General features: G+C 71.3%; 12 protein-coding genes and 2 pseudogenes. 7 read left to right on the top strand and 7 right to left on the bottom strand.

Annotation, left to right across the window (positions count from 1 at the left end; translation table 11 throughout):
* Positions 1-682 (bottom strand): annotated as a pseudogene (locus tag ACIOJE_RS40150) (ATP-binding protein); the annotation flags it as partial.
* Between the two features lie 20 nt (positions 683-702).
* Here ACIOJE_RS40150 and ACIOJE_RS40145 point away from each other — a divergent pair.
* Positions 703-963 (top strand): annotated as a pseudogene (locus ACIOJE_RS40145) (ATP-binding protein); the annotation flags it as partial.
* Between the two features lie 277 nt (positions 964-1,240).
* Here ACIOJE_RS40145 and ACIOJE_RS40140 read toward each other — a convergent pair.
* Entirely contained in the window at positions 1,241-1,816 is a 576-nt protein-coding gene (locus ACIOJE_RS40140) for a GNAT family N-acetyltransferase (protein ID WP_400783491.1), read from the bottom strand.
* A 350-nt stretch (positions 1,817-2,166) separates the two neighbouring features.
* Here ACIOJE_RS40140 and ACIOJE_RS40135 point away from each other — a divergent pair, with 350 nt between their 5' ends.
* The 5 genes from ACIOJE_RS40135 (at position 2,167) to ACIOJE_RS40115 (ending at position 8,859) form a co-directional block, all read left to right on the top strand.
* Complete coding sequence (locus ACIOJE_RS40135) at positions 2,167-2,640, top strand: hypothetical protein (protein WP_400783489.1); 474 nt, start codon at positions 2,167-2,169, stop codon at positions 2,638-2,640.
* Positions 2,641-2,831: 191 nt separating this feature from the next.
* Complete coding sequence (locus ACIOJE_RS40130) at positions 2,832-5,048, top strand: ATP-binding protein (RefSeq protein ID WP_400783487.1); 2,217 nt, start codon at positions 2,832-2,834, stop codon at positions 5,046-5,048.
* Between the two features lie 547 nt (positions 5,049-5,595).
* Complete coding sequence (locus tag ACIOJE_RS40125; RefSeq protein WP_400783484.1) at positions 5,596-6,294, top strand: restriction endonuclease; 699 nt, start codon at positions 5,596-5,598, stop codon at positions 6,292-6,294.
* Between the two features lie 178 nt (positions 6,295-6,472).
* Positions 6,473-6,679: a hypothetical protein gene (locus ACIOJE_RS40120; protein WP_400783481.1), complete on the top strand. Its 207-nt coding sequence runs from the start codon at positions 6,473-6,475 to the stop codon at positions 6,677-6,679.
* A gap of 53 nt (positions 6,680-6,732) precedes the next feature.
* Entirely contained in the window at positions 6,733-8,859 is a 2,127-nt protein-coding gene (locus tag ACIOJE_RS40115; protein WP_400783479.1) for a P-loop NTPase fold protein, read from the top strand.
* 88 nt (positions 8,860-8,947) lie between these two features.
* Here ACIOJE_RS40115 and ACIOJE_RS40110 read toward each other — a convergent pair whose 3' ends face one another.
* From ACIOJE_RS40110 to ACIOJE_RS40090, 5 genes are all read right to left on the bottom strand, one after another.
* Entirely contained in the window at positions 8,948-9,328 is a 381-nt protein-coding gene (locus tag ACIOJE_RS40110) for a hypothetical protein (protein ID WP_400783476.1), read from the bottom strand.
* An 82-nt stretch (positions 9,329-9,410) separates the two neighbouring features.
* Entirely contained in the window at positions 9,411-11,768 is a 2,358-nt protein-coding gene (locus ACIOJE_RS40105) for a Helicase associated domain protein (protein WP_400783474.1), read from the bottom strand.
* A 299-nt stretch (positions 11,769-12,067) separates the two neighbouring features.
* On the bottom strand, positions 12,068-12,775 hold the full coding sequence (locus ACIOJE_RS40100) for a helix-turn-helix domain containing protein (protein ID WP_400783471.1): 708 nt from the start codon (positions 12,773-12,775) through the stop codon (positions 12,068-12,070).
* Positions 12,772-15,000, bottom strand: coding sequence for a hypothetical protein (locus ACIOJE_RS40095; protein WP_400783468.1), 2,229 nt, complete (start codon positions 14,998-15,000; stop codon positions 12,772-12,774). Before ACIOJE_RS40095 ends, ACIOJE_RS40100 begins: the two co-directional genes overlap by 4 nt.
* Positions 15,001-15,007: 7 nt before the next feature.
* Entirely contained in the window at positions 15,008-15,634 is a 627-nt protein-coding gene (locus ACIOJE_RS40090; RefSeq protein WP_400783466.1) for a DNA-binding protein, read from the bottom strand.
* A 423-nt stretch (positions 15,635-16,057) separates the two neighbouring features.
* Between ACIOJE_RS40090 and ACIOJE_RS40085 the strand changes: the two genes are divergently transcribed.
* Positions 16,058-16,684: a DUF1524 domain-containing protein gene (locus tag ACIOJE_RS40085; RefSeq protein WP_400783464.1), complete on the top strand. Its 627-nt coding sequence runs from the start codon at positions 16,058-16,060 to the stop codon at positions 16,682-16,684.
* Positions 16,685-16,764: the final 80 nt, after the last annotated feature.

Below are 16,764 nucleotides of genomic sequence, written 5' to 3'. Positions count from 1 at the left end.
TCGGCAGCAGGCCAAGGGCCCGGTGGACCGCGACCGTCTTGCCCTGCCCCGCATCCCCGTAGACGCACGCGATCCCCCGCGCGGCGACCGTGTGCGCGAGCGCCTCCGTCACCTCGCCCAGCTGGCGCGTCGCAACCACGTGAGCACCCGGCACGTACAACCGCACCCCCAACGACACCGCCAGGGCAGAGCCATCGGACACGGCCGCCGGAACAGGCACCGCCGACGCGAGAGGGTCGGTGTGGGGAGCGGGCGGGGCCTGGCCGGCCTCATCGACCGTACCCGGCAGCGCCAGCTCCGCCAGCGCCCGGTCATACACCACCGGATCCACTCGACCACGCCCAGGCCGAACCCCCTGCAGAACACGGCCGGCCCGCCGTTCCCGCTGGACCGCCCGGTGGAGCGTCCCCAACGACGGCACCGACCCCGCCGACCCCCGCCCCGAGTCGCTCCCTGCCCGTGCGGTCAGCTCCCGGTGCAGCGCCGCCACGTTCCCACCCAACTCGGAAAGCCGGGCCCACAACTCGTCCGTGACCGTGAAGGCGTCGCGTCGCGGGGCCTCTTCCACACGGCCCGACTTCCGGGCCTCGGCCAGCCACCGCCACACCGTGCGCACCGACACCCCAGCCGACTCGGCCGCGATCCGCGCGTGCACCGACGACAACTGCCCCGTCTCGTCCACCTATGCGGATATCCGCATAGATCGACGACATCGGCATGCTGCCCTGCGGGCAGTCCGCGGCCGAGGCGTTCTATCGCGTGATCGACGCCGCCTACGAACGCCGCTCGGTCATCGTGACCAGCAACCTTCATCCCTCGGGATTCGATTCGATCATGCCCAAGACGCTGGCGACGGCGGCGGTCGACCGGCTGCTGCACCACGCACACATCGTGCTGACCGAAGGCACCAGCCTCCGCCTCCAGCAGGCCACCGCCGGCAAGGGCGTCGTCCCACTCGCCTGACCTTGGCTCAGCCGACAGCCTCAAGATTGGGCCCGACCGGAATCCCAGTGCCGACCGGACCAATGCCCGACCCGGCCAGTCACCGCGGCACTGGGCGACCAGCGGCCTGAGGCAAGTCGGGTCGACAAGCACCACACACCAGTCGAGATGTACGGCCTCGGCCTGCCGATGTCATCAAGCTAGCGTCGGCACCACCCCGGTGCTCACTCCGACATAGACGGGTACCACCAGACCCGCCATGCCTAGGACGCCGCTCCGGAGCTCCCGTCCCGGAACATCAACACACGTCGGCGGCGGCCAGAGCCTCCGCCTGACGGCGGGTGAGCCGCCAAATCTGATCCTCGCCGGTCTCGGCCGGGGCGAGGCGCTCGGCTGGGCGGCGAAGGTGTTCGATGAAGCCGAGTCGGGCCGGGACTGCACCGCTTGCGCGGTTGGCTGCGTCGTGGACGACCTCGACGTAGTCGACGCCGGGAAGGCGGAAGGCCTGTTCAACCAGGGCGCGGGCGGTCCGGGTGGCTATGCCACGGCCCGTGGCGGCTGGGTGCAGCCAGTAGCCGATCTCGCGGCCGTTGGCTGGCGTGTCGCCGCCGCGGAACAGCCCGCAGGAGCCAACGATGGCCCCGTCGAGGACGACTGCATAGGTGAAGTCCTCGCCGCTCGCCCAGCGTTCCGGGCGGCTGGCCAGGAAATCGGTGGTCTTGGCCAGGCTGTGCTCAGCAACCCAGGGCATCCATGGGCGCAGGTGCTCCAGCGACTCCTCGATGACCCGGAAGAGCTCCGGAAGGTCCGCCTCGCCGTTGAAGCGGCGCAGCGTCAGGTCGTCCAGTTCGATCACCGGCTGTGGAAGGTCCATGCCAGGAGGATCGTATGCGGCCGCTTCGGTCGGCAACGGGATTTCGAAGCATGGCCTAACCCGGACAGGTGACAACTAATCACACAGCGCAGGGAGCTCAGCTGTCCGCTGGAAAGGAAACGAAATGTCCGCTGAGAGGGATTTGGGCGTGTCCGTTGACAGAGGGCCGGGTCGTTGTCGCGGACCTTGACGGGTGAGCCTGAGAGGCAGGGGTGCTCTTGGAACGTGAGATCCCTTGCCCTGTCCGAGCCCTGCAGTGGTCGTGGTCTCTTTTCGAAGTCGCCCCGAAGGGCGCCGTCACGGGGCTAGGGTCGAAGGGCTATCACATCGGTGCGAGCGAGAGGGCAAGGATGCTGGAGGAGGTGCTGGTGACGTTGGCCACGGCGGGTGGGACGGCTGTGGTCCAGGCAGCCGGGACGCAGGCGTGGGACGGGCTGCGGGCCCGGGTAGCCCGGTTGCTGAGCCGTGGAGACGGTGAGCGCGAGCGCGTGGAGTTGGAGCGGCTGGACAGTACGGCCAGCGCGTTGCAGGCGTCGGCATCGGCCGGGGCCGAACAGGTACGGCTACGCCAGGAAGTAGCTTGGCAGACCAGGTTCGAGAGCCTGTTGGAGGGCGTGGCCGGCGCGGAGCGTGAGCACGCTGCGGCAGAATTGCGGGCCCTGGTCCAGGAGCACACTGCCAGCGGCGCGGTGTCGGCGGGAGACCATGGTGTGGCGGTGGGCGGGAGCGTGGACGTTCGGGCCGATCACGGGTCGGTGGCCGCCCTTCGGATGGGGGACGTGACACTGGGAAACCCCCCGCTGCCGGGTCCGCCCCAGGGCTGAGCGGACCCGACGCCACACTGCCCCCGCCCGCTGGGCGCCCCGCCGTCTCCGCCGAGCACGGCGGCTTCGCTGTCGGCTACGCCCAGCAGGTCGTCTACTACCAGACCGCGCGCCCTGCGTCGGGCGCCTGGCCGCGCCAGCAGCCTGAGAGGCCGGTGCCGCGTCAGCTACCCGGAGAGGCGCCCGGCTTTGTGGGCCGCGCGACCGAACTTGAGCGTCTGGAGGCGCTGGAGGCCACCGCGCCGGGCGGAGGTGCGCGGTTGGTGGTGGTTGCAGGGACCGCCGGGGCGGGCAAGACCTCGCTCGCGGTGCGCTTCGCCCACCGGGTGCGTGCCCGGTTCCCCGACGGGCAATTGTTCGTCAACCTGCGCGGGTACGATCCGGGCCCGCCGGTGGCCCCCGAGGCAGCACTGGAACGCTTCCTGCACGCCCTGGGCATCGCGGCGGACGCGATCCCTGCGAGTTTGGAGGAGCGGGCTGAGCTGTACCGCTCGCTGCTCGCGGAGCGCCGGGTGCTGGTGGTGCTCGACAACGCCGCCGCCGTGGGACAGGTCCGCCCCCTGCTACCAGGCGACGCCGGCTGCCTAGTGGTAGTCACCAGCCGCGAACGCCTGTCTGGCCTGTCCGCCCGCAACGGCGCTCACCGCCTCACGCTTGGCCTACTCACTGAGACCGAAGCCGTCGACCTTCTCACCACCGCCACCGCTGGCTACCGCCGCTGGGACGAGACCGAACACCTGGCCGAACTCGCCCGGCTGTGCGCCCGGCTGCCGCTGGCCCTACGGATCGCCGCCGAACGCGCCGCCGCCCGCCCGCACATGCCCCTGACCGACCTGATCGCCGGCCTGCGAGAAGAATCCTCCCTCTGGGAGGCCCTGACCACCGACGACGACTCGGAAGCCGATGCGGTGCGCGCTGTCTTCACCTGGTCCTACCGCGCCCTGCCCGCACCGGCCGCGCGTGTCTTCCGCCTCCTGGGCCTACACCCCGGGCCTGAGTTCGGCACCGCTGCGGCCGCCGCCCTCACCGGCCACACACACCGTCGAGTCCAAAAATACCTCGACCTGCTGGCCGGCGCCCACCTCCTGGAGCAGACTGGTTCCGCCCGCTATCAATTCCATGACCTGCTGCGCGCCTACGCAGCAGACCAAGCCCGCCGGGAAGAGAGTCCCGGGCAGCAGCAAGCGGCCCTGGCCCGCGTCGCCCAGTGGTACTTGCACACCGCCGACGCCGCAGTCCGCAACGTGCAGCACCTCTACCCCTCACGGATCGCAGGGCCACCCGAGCCCGCAGTCGAACCTCTCACCTTTACCGGTTACGCACAGGCAACGGACTGGTACATCACAGAGCGGACCAATCTGCTGGCTCTCGCGCGGGCCACGGCTGCCGCCGGTCTCGACGAGATCACCTGGCAACTGCCCGCGACGCTGGATCCGCTACACGACGCGCACAGCGCCGTGGAGGACGCACTCGAAACGGCTCGACTCGGTCTCGCGGCAGCGCGACGCCTGAGCGACCATCGCGCCGAAGCAACGATGCACCAGATCCTGGGCTACGCCCACCGGAAGCGCAACCGACTGGGGCCGGCCACCGATTGCTTCCGCGCTGCCTTCGACATCCACCAGCAAATCGGCGAGCGACTCGGCATGCTGGAGGCGGCCAACAGCCTGGGTCGGATCCACCTGGAGCTGCGCGAGCTGAACACGGCCGTCGAGTACCTCGAGCGGACCCTCGTTCTGGCCCGCGAACAGGGGCAGCAGGAGTGGAGCGCCGTCGCGCTGGACAACCTGGCCAGTACCTATCGCGAAATGGGACAGCCCGAGAAAGCGGCCGACCTGGCACGGCAAGCTCTGGAAATCTGCCGCCAGGCCGACCTCGAGTTGCGGATGCACGGCGACGTGTCGCTCAACCTTGCCGGTGCCCTCCGGGAATTGGGTCGGCTCGCGGACGCTGAGGGGCACCTGTGTGCGGCAGCCGCAATCATCGCCGATGGACTGGTCTTCCATGCGCTGGAGTACGACGTCCTGCGTGAGCAGGCAGCACTGGCGCTGGCACGTGGCGAGAGCGAGCAGGCGCTGGAAATCTACTGGCAGTGCGTGAATCTCGCGCGGACCATGGGTAACAGGCGTTTAGAGGCCCTGATCTACGACGGGATCGGACAAGCCCTACAAGGTCTGGGACGCGCCGATGAAGCCGCCGACTTCCATCTGCCAGGGGTGGCACTCGCCCGCAAGTACGCGAACCCCGTCATCGTTGCCACGGTCCTGACCCACCTAGCCCGTGCGCTGGAACGAAGCGGGCACAGTGAGCGGGCGCTGGCTGCTCGGGCTGAGGCCGAGGTACTTCTGGCTCCGTACACTGATCTCCGAGCCGAGGCGCTGCGCGAAAGTCTTCGCATATCAGGTTGACCGGTAGGCAGATCGAGGTCGGCGTTGCGAGGCCCACCCCCCGTTGAAGGACGTATCCGTGGTGCTGCCGACGGCTCCGACGCCGTGTCGCACGGCGATCTTGGACGCCGCCGCCGGTTCCGCGGCCCGTCGGACGACGGACCGGCGGGGGACCGGGGCCGGCAACGGACAGAGGGCCGGGGTGCGGGACGGATCGGCCGGTGACGGACTCGGCGTGCCGGTGGAGCGCGTCCAGGAGCGCGGTCTGCTGGTCGGTCAGCTTGCCCTCGGCGCGGGCCGGGTCGCTGTTGCAGACCTTCACACGGAACAGCTCACGGTAGGCGGTGAACTTCGCCGCCACCCGCTCCACCGCCATGGTCGAGCGGTCGACCTCGACCAACACACCCCGATCTCCGGGGCCTGCCACACGCCGTCCGGGCGCAGCAGGGGAGTCGCAGCGGATCCGCAGTACCTGGCGTTGCATCAGTTCCGGGCTTCCACGGCGTTCGCACCGGCTGTCCGTGGGGGAGAGATGCCAGGTCGGATCCGATGGAGGCGAGGGGCGGAGATGGGAAGGAAGCGCAGGTCGGCGTCGGCCAGGCGGCGGGAGGCCCGGCTGAAGGTGTTCGGGATCGGCGTATCGGTCGCTGTCGTGCTGCTGGTCGTGTTCTGGCACCTGGTGTGGGTGTACGTCGTGGTGGCCCTGGCGGTCGCGGGCGTTGGGGCTAGCGGGTGGACGCTGTGGCGCAGGGACCGCACCGCCCGGAGGGAGGACCGCAGGTGGCGGGAGAGGGACGCCGTCGCGGCCGGGCACCGTACGCTGGCCGAGGTCGACCGGATGACCGGCACCGAGTTCGAGGACTTCGTGGCCGGTCTGTGCCGGCGGGACGGTTGCACGCAGGTGGAGCGGGTCGGCGGGGCCGGCGACAACGGCGCCGACATCAAGGGCGTCCTGCCCGACGGCCGGAACATGATCGTGCAGTGCAAAAGGTACGCGCCGGGCAACGCGATCTCTGCCCGGGAGATCCGCGACATGATGGGGGCACTCCAGCATCACCGAGCCCAGGTCGCCGTGTTCGTCACTACCTCCCGGTTCACCCGCCCCGCCCAGAACCTGTGCACCGAGCACGGCATCTGGGCACTGCACCGCGACATGCTCGGCCTGTGGAACAACGGTGCCAGCCTGCGCTCCTTCCCCCAGGTCAACGGGGCCGGGCAGGGAGACCGCCAGCATCTGGCACGGTGGAAGCACACCTATGGGAAGTGAACGGCCAGACCGACGAACGCTTCGCGGCGCAAGGCCCACCCACGGGTGCGGGGCGGGCTCGCAGCGAGCAGAACGCGGCGCACCCCGGCCGCCTGCGCCCGGGGGTGGGCGCAGGCAGGACCAGGACGGACCGGGGCGGACGTGGGAACAGCGCTCGCGCTCGTTCCCGGGGCTGCGGGTGGGCCTGGCCGGCACGGCGGCCGCCGGGGTGCGCTCGGCGGTGGCGGACCTGCGGCTGGCCCCCGAGGAGAACCCGGTCGTCGCCGAGATGCTGGCCGCCGTCCCGGCCGGGGCCGCCCGGATCGAGGACCTAGTGCAGCGCGGACCGTCGGCTCCGGTCTGGCACCCGCTGGGCGGGCGGGCCTGCGGGTGGACAGAGCTGTAGGCGGGCCCGTACAAGGCCTTCCCGGAGTCGCTCAACCCCAGCAGGATGAGCGGGTGGCTTACAGATTTTTCAATGACGACCCGGTCGACGGCAGCGCGGACCTTCCCGATCTGCTCGGGCACGAGCGGTATGCCGACCACACCGTCGGGCTTCTGCAGGACGTCAGGGATCAGAGTGAGTCCGGGGTTCTCGCTCTGATAGGTCCCTGGGGTTCAGGCAAGTCCTCGGTGCTCAAGATGGTGCTCCACCGGCTTCGGGAGGCGGAGCCGGCGTCGTGGTCGGTGGCGGAGCTAAACCCGTGGCTCTACTCCGACCTCGACAGCCTGACCGCGGCGCTGTTCAGCGAGATCCGTGCCGCGCTGCCAAAGGGCGACCGGTGGTCGGTGGCCCGGGAGAAGGTCAGGGACTTCGGTATCTCCATCAGCCCGCTAGGAAAGGTCGGCGGCCTGTTCGGACTTGACGTCAGCGAGGTAGTCAAGGACGTCGCCAACCGGATCGGCGGAGACACAAGTGCCTCGGCGGCCAAGAAGTCCGCTGACACAGCACTGCGCGAGGCGGATCGTCCGGTGCTGGTGGTGATGGACGACCTGGACCGTCTGACGCCCGACGAGTTGCTGCTGGTCTTCAAGCTGGTGCGTCTCGTCGGCAACCTGCCTAATGTCTACTACCTCATCAGCTTCGACGAGCGGACACTCCTCGACGTCCTCAGCCGCAGCGATCTGGTAGGAGGGTCAGAGCACCGGGCGAGCGAGTTCCTGGAGAAAATCGTGCAGGTCCGGCTGGACCTGCCGGCCTTCCGCGAACGCGACGCCATCAGGCTCGTCGACGGCTGCCTGACCACGCTGCTCGAAAACCACCAGCTGACGCTGACCAAGACGGAGGAGCGACGGTTCGGTCTGGCGTACATCCAGTATCTGCAGGACCGGCTGCTCACGCCGCGGGCGATCAAGCGTCTCTTCGGGCAGGCGGCGGCGTCGCTCGGAGATCTGGCGGGCGAGGTCGACCTCGTCGACTTCCTGCTCGTCACGTTCCTACGGACCAGCGAGCCCGGGGTCTACCGGCTCCTCAGTCGCCACCGGGCCGAACTCACTGGCAGCGGCACGTCCCTCTTCGCACAGGAGCGCCGGCAACGCGACGAGCTGGCCGATCTGTGGCGCACCCGGCTAAAGGAGGCCGGCGTCGACCCCGGGCACCTTGATGGTGTTCTCGGTCTGCTGGCCAGCCTCTTCCCGAGACTCGCGGGCCAGCTGGGCGGCGGCGTCAGCGGTGAACCGCCGCAGGCACGCCGGGGAATCGGGAGCGGCGATTACTTCGACCGGTACGTCGTCTTCGGGGTGCCGGACGACGATCTGCCCGACGCCGTGCTCGCCGCCGCTCTCGCCCAGGTGGAATCCGCTATCTCCGGTGCGGAGGCCGACGAGCTGTGGCTCAGGTTCCAGGACGACACGCATCGCGTCGCCAGGCGCATCCAGCAGCGGCTGCAGGTCGGGGGGCGGCTGCCTTCCCGGCAGCTGCTGATCCAGATGGCCGAGCTGTTCGCGTCGTTGACCGCGGAGAAAGAGGTGATTATCAGCCCCGAGTTCGCAGTGATCGTCCTCGCGCAGAACCTGTTCCGTACCCTTGCGGCCGACGAGCGGGTGGAGGTCCTCGACCTGATGGCCGCCTCCGCCGGCGGCGCCGACCTGGCCGGCGTGGTCCTGCGCAACGCCATCCAGCCCGCCGACACCGAACCCGCCTTCGCGCAGGAGAGCGACGAGTGGTTCGCGGCAGCGCGCGCCGCGGTGCTGGGCCGCCTGGAGCAGCACCTCGCGACGGCCGGTGGGCGACCCGCCGACGAGCTCGGAGATCTGGACATCTCTCTCCTGTGGCGGTGGAGCCGCCTCGATCCCGCCAGCGCCCGCAGGTGGGTCCGCCGACGCCTGGACGACGGCACCTGGGATCTGCTGGTACTGCTCACCAAGCTCCTCCGCGCACCCCGCACGCCTTGGTCCGCTATCGACGCCGATGACCTGGAAGCGCTCGACGGCCTCGTCGACCGCGCCGAGGTGTACGCCCTCTGCGACCGGACCGAGATCCCCGAGGCCGACGAGTCCGCGCCCGCGCAACTCCTCCGCGCCCTCGGCCGCGCCCGGCCCGCCGACGCACCACAGACCGGTCATCCCGCCAGCAACACGACCTGAACGGACGGCGAAGATTGACGGCGCCGGGTCCGGTCGTGCCCGGTGCGGGTGGGCAGCGTGCTGGTCGGGGTGGTGGTGGTGTCGGCGGTCACGGCCGGCCTTCCGGGTCGTCGGAACGCGGGGACAGTCGGCTCGACACGGGCTCCATGCCGTCGGCCAGGTCCCGCAGGTGGTGAACCGCCTCGTCCCAGCCCTGGCCGTACCAGTACGGTCCGGTCAGCGCGGTGGGGTGGTGCGGGACGGCCTCCAGCAGGTCCGCCGCCCGGGTCCAGGACGAGGCCAGTGCCGCTCGCATCCGGTCGAACTCGGCGACCAGCGCGGCCAGCTCCGGACCGGGCGGCAGATCCGGGTCGGTCCCGGCAGCCAGGCCGCGGCGCAGCCGGGCGACGGCGAGGCGGGCCAGGCGGGTGGTCTCCAGTTCCTCCCGCCAGTCGTTGCCAGCCGGCTGGGCGGTCTCGGGTGTGGTCACTCGTCTCCTCCGGGTGGTGGCCGTCTCGGCCTGGGCGGGCCGGGACGGCGGGTCGGTGCGGCAGGGTCGGGTGTGGGGCGGGTCAGCCGGTGACGGTCTCGGCGTGCCGGTGGAGCGCGTCCAGGAGCGCGCTCTGGTGGTCGGTCAGCTTGCCGTCGGTGCGAGCCGTCGCCTGCTTGCGCAGCCACGTGCCGGGCCGGAACGCCGGGTCGCCTGCGAGGCCGGTGCGGTTCGCCGGGCCGTCCAGGGTGCCGCCGGCGGCGAGGTAGGCGAGCAGGCGCCGGTAGGAGCGGTTCCAGTCCGGCTCCAACCGCCACAGCTCGTCCAGCCCGGTGAGCTTCGCGATCTGGTCCTTGGTCAGGTTGTCGGCCTTGCGCTGGCGGCGCATCCACGCCCCCACCGCGTAGTCGTCCAGCTTCACGGTCGCCGGGATCGCCAGGTGACCGTGCTGGCGGTGGAACGCCCGCGCGTAGGCGTAGCCGCGCTCCCAGGCGTTGGCGTTCTTCGACCAGATCATGCCGAGCGCGTCCAGCTCGCTGACGCGGGCGGGGTCGAGCAGGCCCTGGCCGTTGAGGTGGCGCTGGCGGGTGAGCCAGGAGATCAGCTCGGCGTGCTTGGTCTTGTCGGTGGGGTCGAGGTGGCCGTGCTCGATGTGGAACCTGGCGGCGACGGCGTGCATCCGCTGCCACTCGACCGCGCGCGGGTTGAACGCGCGCAACTTCACCGTCTGGAGGATCTGCGCGGCGTGCTGGCGGGCGTTGATCTTCAGCCACTCGATCGGCGACTCCACCGGCACCGCCGGCTGCTCCCCCTCGCCGCCGGGCTCGGTGGCCTCGCCCTCGGAGGCCTTGGCCGCGGTGGCGTGCGCGGTGCCCTGGGAACGGTGGGCGCGCAGCTCGGTGATCCGGCCGACCACCCGGGCGTCGTGCGCGGCCAGGGCGCGCAGGACTCGCCAGATGGTGCGGAAGGAGCTGGCCTCGATCTCGGCGTCGGCCTCGGCCTTCACGGCCTCGCCGGCGTCGTGGACCTCGGCCGGGTGCGCGGTGGCGGTGTCGTCGCCGACCTCCGGCGTCGGCAGGTAGACCGGGATGATGACCCAGGACACCTTGCCCTGCCGGTAGGACTGGCGCAGTGCCCGCCCGACGGCCTGAACGATGTCGATGACGCTCGACTTCGGGTCCGCGAAGCAGATGGCGTCCACGGCGGCGACGTCGATTCCTTCCGTCAGGAGTCGACTGTTGCACAGGATGCCGCACTCCTCGCCGTCGTCGCCGGTGTGGGCCTTGAAGTCGGCGAACGCGGCCCGGCGGTCCTTGAGCCGGTCGGTGCCGGCCACCGCCTTCGCCCAGATCCGCTCCGGCCGCTCCGCGTCCTCCAGCAGCTCCGAGGCGTCCAGCAGAGTGCTCGCGAACTCCCGCGCCCCGGCCACCCGCGAGTGGAACGTGATGACCCGGCGCAGGCCGAGGTCGGCGACCGCGCGCAGCACCGCGATCTGCAACGCGAGGCGCAGCAGCTCCTCGTTGCTGCGCTGGGAGCGCAGGTCGGCGACGGCGGGCAGGTTCAGCAGCTCGCGCAGGTCCTCGTCCGTCACCACCGGCACGAGCACGCGGTAGTCGGCGAGGTAGCCGTGCTCGATCCCCTGTCCGAGCGTCCAGGTGAAACAGACCTTGCCGTAGATCTCCTCCGAGTCCATGGAGCAGAGGACGGGCAGCTTCTCGGTGCCTTCGGTGTCGGCGAGGTCGGCCAGGCCGTCCTTCGCGCGCCGGTCGTCGGCGATCCGCGGGGTGGCGGTGAAGTACAGCCGGCGCTTCGCCGGAACCTGGGCATCATCGTGGACAGCCGCCCACGCCTTGCCCTCGGCGCCGGCGGTTCGGTGGGCCTCGTCGATGACCACCAGGTCCCACTGGGCCAGCCCCCAGCCCTGGTGGGCCTGGACGATGCGCTCCAGCGAGGCGTACGTGGCGTAGACGGTGACCGGCTGATTGTCGGGGGCGCCGTTGACGAGGTCGGTGATCCGGACGGCCTGCGTGGTCACCTGGGCGTGGACCCGGCCGCCGGCCTCGGCGCTCTCCAGTGCCTCCTCGCGGGAGCACGCCGCCACCGCCAGGCCCCGGCGCCCGCCCCGCAGTGACCAGGCTTCGGCGGTCTGCTCGAGCAGCTCGATCGTCGGCACCAGCACCAGTACCCGGCCCCGCGCGGCCAGGCGGCGGGCGCAGCCGGCGGCGATCAGCGTCTTGCCGGAGCCGGTCGCCGCGACGACGGTGGCGCGGCCGCCGTCCTTCACCTCGCGCACCGCGGCCGCGACGGCGTCCTTCTGGAACCAGTGCAGCGGCAGCGGGTTCGCTGCGGTGGTTCCGGACGGCTGGGCGGGGACCGGCTGAGCGGCTGCGGCGCGGAACGCGGCCGGCACGTCGGCCTCGGTGGCGGTGGTGGTCTCCACGGCGGTGCTTCTCCTTCGGATGCTGAGACGGCGGGGCGAGGCGCTCGGTGCTGTGGGAGGGTCGGGGCGGGCGGCCTCTCCCCGGGGCCAGGTCATGGATGGGGAGAGGCTGTGACTGCGCGCTTCATCTGGCGGGTTGAGCAAAGCCGGCTGACCTGCGACGACGCCGGAAGGCGCTCGCCGCGAAGTGGAGCCTTGAAGCATCGCGGTCTGCTGACCAGCGGGAACGTCGGTGCTCAACTCGCCAACTCGACCGCGCATCCGCCAGATGAAGCGCTCGGTCACAGAGGCCGCCCGGACTACTGCTGGTCCTCGGGGATCCAGCCGCGGACTTCGAGGTAGGCGATGTCGGCGTCCTCGACGGCGCGGCCGGTCTCCACCAGCCAGGCCCGCATCGCCTCGGTGACGTCGCCGTGGTGGTCGGCGACGCGCTGGGACCATTCGGCGGCGTCGAATCCGCCGGTGCTGGCGGAGCCGTAGGTGCGCTCCTCCGTGCCGTCCGAGCGCGGGATGAAGCCGCGGCGGATGCCGCCGGAGTCCTGCTCGGAGCCGGCCGAGTAGACGTACTGGTCGGCCTTCATCCGGACGGTGAAGGCGAGGCGGCCGCCGGCTTGGCCGGTCTCGTGCACCACCGGGGCGAGGTGGCTCGCGCCGGACTTGATGGCCTGCTTGCCCGCCCGGCCGGCCATCGACCCGCCCGCCTCGCCCACGACGTCCTTGCCCCGCACCCGGGCCTTCTGCCCGGTCTTGGTCCGGCGCCGGGTGGTGTTCGCCTCCGCAATGCCGGACAGCGCCTCGGGGTCCCGCTCGCCGCCGCGCACCGCGCGCACGACCTGGCGCAGCGCGCTGACGAACGCCTTGCCCTTGCCCTTGGTGAAGAACTGGGAGACGAGGGAGGCGTCGCGGCCGAGCATCTTGGCGACCTGGCGCTTGGTGTAGCCCTGGTCGAGCAGCTCCTGGGTCAGGCGCGCGGCTTCGTTCGGGTTGTTCGGGTCGGCCGGGCTCACTGGTCAGCTCCCGTCTGCGCGAGTTCAGCGCGGCCCAGGCCGCGCAGCTTCAGGTACTGCTCCTGACTGGTCGGGTGCTCGACCGGGCCGGTCAGGTGGCCCTTGAGGAGGTAGTCACCCGGCTCCCCTCGGTACGGCCAGGGCTGGCGCTCGGTCAGGGCGATGCCGTCCGTGCCGAAGTACACGACCGTGCCGGGCTTCGCGTGGAGGGCACCGGCGTAGCCGATGACCTCCTTGCCCTGGCGGTACTTCATGTCCAGCAGCGCGGCGCGGGCGCCGGACCACACGTAGGCGGCCCACTCGGGGTGGGCGTAGGGGTCGCGGGAGAAGCCGGCTTGCCGCTGCCAGGTCACGACCTGGTCGTCCTGGCCGAGGATCTCGACCCCGGCCGGGAGCGCCTCGCCGAGCGGGGTGGTGCCGGAGACCAGGCGCGGGCGCTGGGCGAAGCCGCCCAGGCCGAACAGCAGCACCGAGCGGACCGCGCGGGAGGCGAGGTAGGCCGCCTGGCGCTGGCGCTCGTCGCCGTGCAGCTTCGAGAGGTTGGTCAGGTCCGCCCACGCGGCCTTGAGGCGCTTGCCCCACTCGTCCAGCGGCTTGCCGTCCTCGAAGAGCAGGCCGCCGAGGATCTCGACCTTCCACGGCATCAGGTGGTTCGACAGGGCGAGGTGGATCTCCGCGCCGCCTGCCCAGGTGGTGAACGTGGTGCCGGGCTCGGAGGGGTAGATCCAGGCACGGTCACCGGTGACGGGGGCGGGGAGCAGGCCGACGTGGTTCCACCCGGCCGGGACGGTGACGCGCACGTTCCAGTGCGAGCAGGACATCAGCGCCTTCGTCTGCTCAGCCTCCGTCATCGCGGCGAACGCGCTGGCGGTGATCCGGCGCGGGGTGCCGACCGGCGACTTCCACAGGTGCTTGGCGTAGGCGAAGGTGCGGTCGTACTCCACCAGGGCGGGCAGTTGCTCCGGCACGCGGGGCGGCAGGATCAGCTCGGTGCGGCCCTGGCCGCCGGTCGCGTGCAGCAGCCCGCGCAGCTCCTCGGACAGGACCGGGTAGCCACCGGCCCACTTGCCGGTCGTCGGGATCGTGCGCGACCACAGGTCCCGTCCGGTCTGCGACGGCGAGCCCATGAGGACCGCGTCGTCCCAGTGGCGGCGCAGCGCCTGCCACAGCAGCGTGAACGCCTGGCGGCAGGTGACGACGTCGGCGCCGTCCGGGTCGAACCACTCCCCCATGGAGCGGATCTCCGTGGTGTCGCTGTCGGGGGCGGCGGCGGGGGCGTAGCGGCCGACCGGCTGGCGCTGGTGCACGAAGTGCCCGGCCAGCTTGTCCCGGCCACTGCCGACGGCGGTAGTCCACCGCTCCGACGGGGTGTTCAGCCAGGCCGCCACCGCGTCCTTGAGCGTGCTGTACCGCTCGGCGCCGTCGTGCCACGGGGCGCCGGACGTGATGTAGACCCGCTCCGTGCCGGGCGCGGTCGCCAGGACGGCGTCCAGGATCTCCCCCGGGGTGCGGGCGCCGAGGTCGAGCCGGACCACGCGGTCGCGCACCGCCAGGTCGCCGGTCGCGGCGTCCAGGAACACCGTGCTGCGGGCCTGCTGGACGAAGTTGGGGCGCTTGGACACCAGCCCGGTGGTGATGGCCTCGAACCGCGCGCCCGCCGGGCCTTCGGGAAGGGTGGGCAGCTCGCGCGGCCCGGCAGCGACCGGAGCGACTGGAGCCGCCGGGACGACCGGCGCAGCAGCGACGGGCGCGGCCGGGGCGGGCTGCTCGACGACGACCCGGTCCTCGACCTCGGCCGGCTCCTCGACGGCCGGGGCGGCCGGGGCGGCCGGGGTCGGCTGCCCGACGACGACGGCGGGGCGGGTCAGCGCCGGAGCGACCGCGCTCACGGGCTCGGCGACCGGCGCGGCCTCGGCCACGGGCGCCGGGGCGGGCACGGCGTCGGCGGCCTGGTCGTCGGCCTTGGCGGCGCGGACGGCGGCCGGGGTCGGGTCCAGCAGCGGAGCGATCCGCACCACGTCGCCGACCGACAGCCCGGAGGCCTTCGCGATGGCCGGCGCCTGGGCGCCCTCGTACCCCGCGAGCCCGGCCACCCGGCGCGCACGCTGGGTGGTGAGCTTGTCCAGCTCCTTCTGCGCGGCCGCGACCGTCTTCTCGGCGGCCGTGATCTCCGTGCGCAGCTCGCGCAGACCGGCGAGCTCGGCGGTGTACGTCTTACGGTCCATCAGCGGGTCACTCCCCCTCGGTCGCGGGCTGGTCGGCGGTGGTCGTGGTGGGGACGTAGGCGATCGGGCCACCGGAAACCGAGACCAGGCGGGTGCCCAGCAGCAGGCCCGCCACGCGGGCGTCCTCCGGGTCGGCCGGGTCGGCGGCGTTCACCGGGGCGGTGAGGTCGGTGACGTAGCCGGCCAGACGGGCCTTCGTGAACCGGAACCGGGCGTCGCGGCCTTCGCCCTGGGCGTCGTAGTCGTCGAGGTTCGTGAGCACGGCGACCACGAAGTGGGCGACCGTGACGGGCAGCACCCCGGCCGCCGCCACCCGGGCGGGGGCACACCGCCACCAGCCGTTCAGCCCGGCCAGCAGCTGCGCCGCACCCAGCATGGTGCCGAACCCGATCCACTCCCGGCCGGGTTCGTCCACCCGCGCCGGGGCGTCCGCCCGCAGCACCGCGACCTCACCAGCGCCCACCGCGGTGAGATCGGCGGCGGGCCGCTGCTGCAGCGCCTGGAGAGCGGAGAACGGGAACACCTGCCGGCCCGCGTCGCGTACGCCGGGGACCACCCCCGTCCCGATGAGCTTCTTCACCGTCGGGATCGAGCACCCCAGTGCCGAACCCGCCTGGCCCGTCGTCACGAACACCCGAACTCCAGTGCCTATAGAGCTAGATTGAAATGCGTTACCACTCTACGCCCGACCATCACCCTGTCAATGCCTTTTTAGCAAGTGAGATAAGCACCAGCGGGGCGGATGCGGCGACACCCAGCACGGCCACCCGACGACCTGTCAGGCGCGGTGCCCGCTCCACGCCCGTCCGAGAGACGCGAAAGAGGAGCCGACCGCAGCCGCTCCCGGGCGGCGCCGACTGCCGACGGACACGCTCCCAGCGACGACGACAGCACCCGGACCGACGGGACCGCTGCCGCTCCCAGAACCCGCCGGCCATGCGCCAAAACGGCTCCCCCGAGCCCCGGCGTCAACCGCATACGGCTGGCGCGCGGCTGTTCAGGTGAACAACCTCCTGAACAGCCGTCACCCGGCGCCCGAGGCCGGTACAGCTTGACCATGATCACCGCTACCGCGTGGCGCCGCGCCACCACCGTCCTCGCCACGCTCGCCCTGACCACCCTGCCCGCCGCGAGCCCCGCCTTCGCCGACACCGCCGCTACGGCAACGACCGCACATCGCGCACTGCCCGAACCTCCGTCCGTGGGCGTGGCACGCGACGAGCTGGCCGGCCTGACCGTGGCCGAGTCGCACTCAATGGAGGGCTACAGCCGTACCAAGTTCCCTCACTGGATCAAGCAGTACGGGGAGTGCGACACCCGCGAGGTCGTCCTCCAGCGTGACGGCCAGGACGTCGTCCAGAACGAGAAGTGCCAGGCCGTTTCGGGCACTTGGGTGAGCCCGTACGACGACAAGACCTTCACCAACGCAAAGGATCTTGACGTCGACCACGTCGTGCCACTTGCGAACGCTTGGCGCAGTGGTGCCGATCTTTGGGACACCAGTACGAGGAAGAAGTTTGCGAATGACCTGGTGGAGCCTCAGCTGGTCGCGGTGTCCGCGGTCAGCAACAGGTCGAAGGGCGACAAGGGGCCGGAGGCCTGGCGGCCGCCGCTGCGGTCGTACTGGTGCACGTACTCGCGTGCGTGGGTTATCTTCCGTTGTGTCAGAGCTTCTGTTATGTGAGGCAACTACGTTGATACTCACATGCCTAACGAGTATCAACGGGACATTAAGTGACGTCAGCTGCCTCCGTCCTTCGTCGG

Source organism: Kitasatospora sp. NPDC087861 (assembly GCF_044742585.1).
In the GTDB taxonomy this organism is placed as follows: Bacteria; Actinomycetota; Actinomycetes; order Streptomycetales; family Streptomycetaceae; genus Kitasatospora.
Note: the sequence above shows the minus strand (reverse complement) of the source record. Positions and strands in the feature narration are given on the sequence as shown.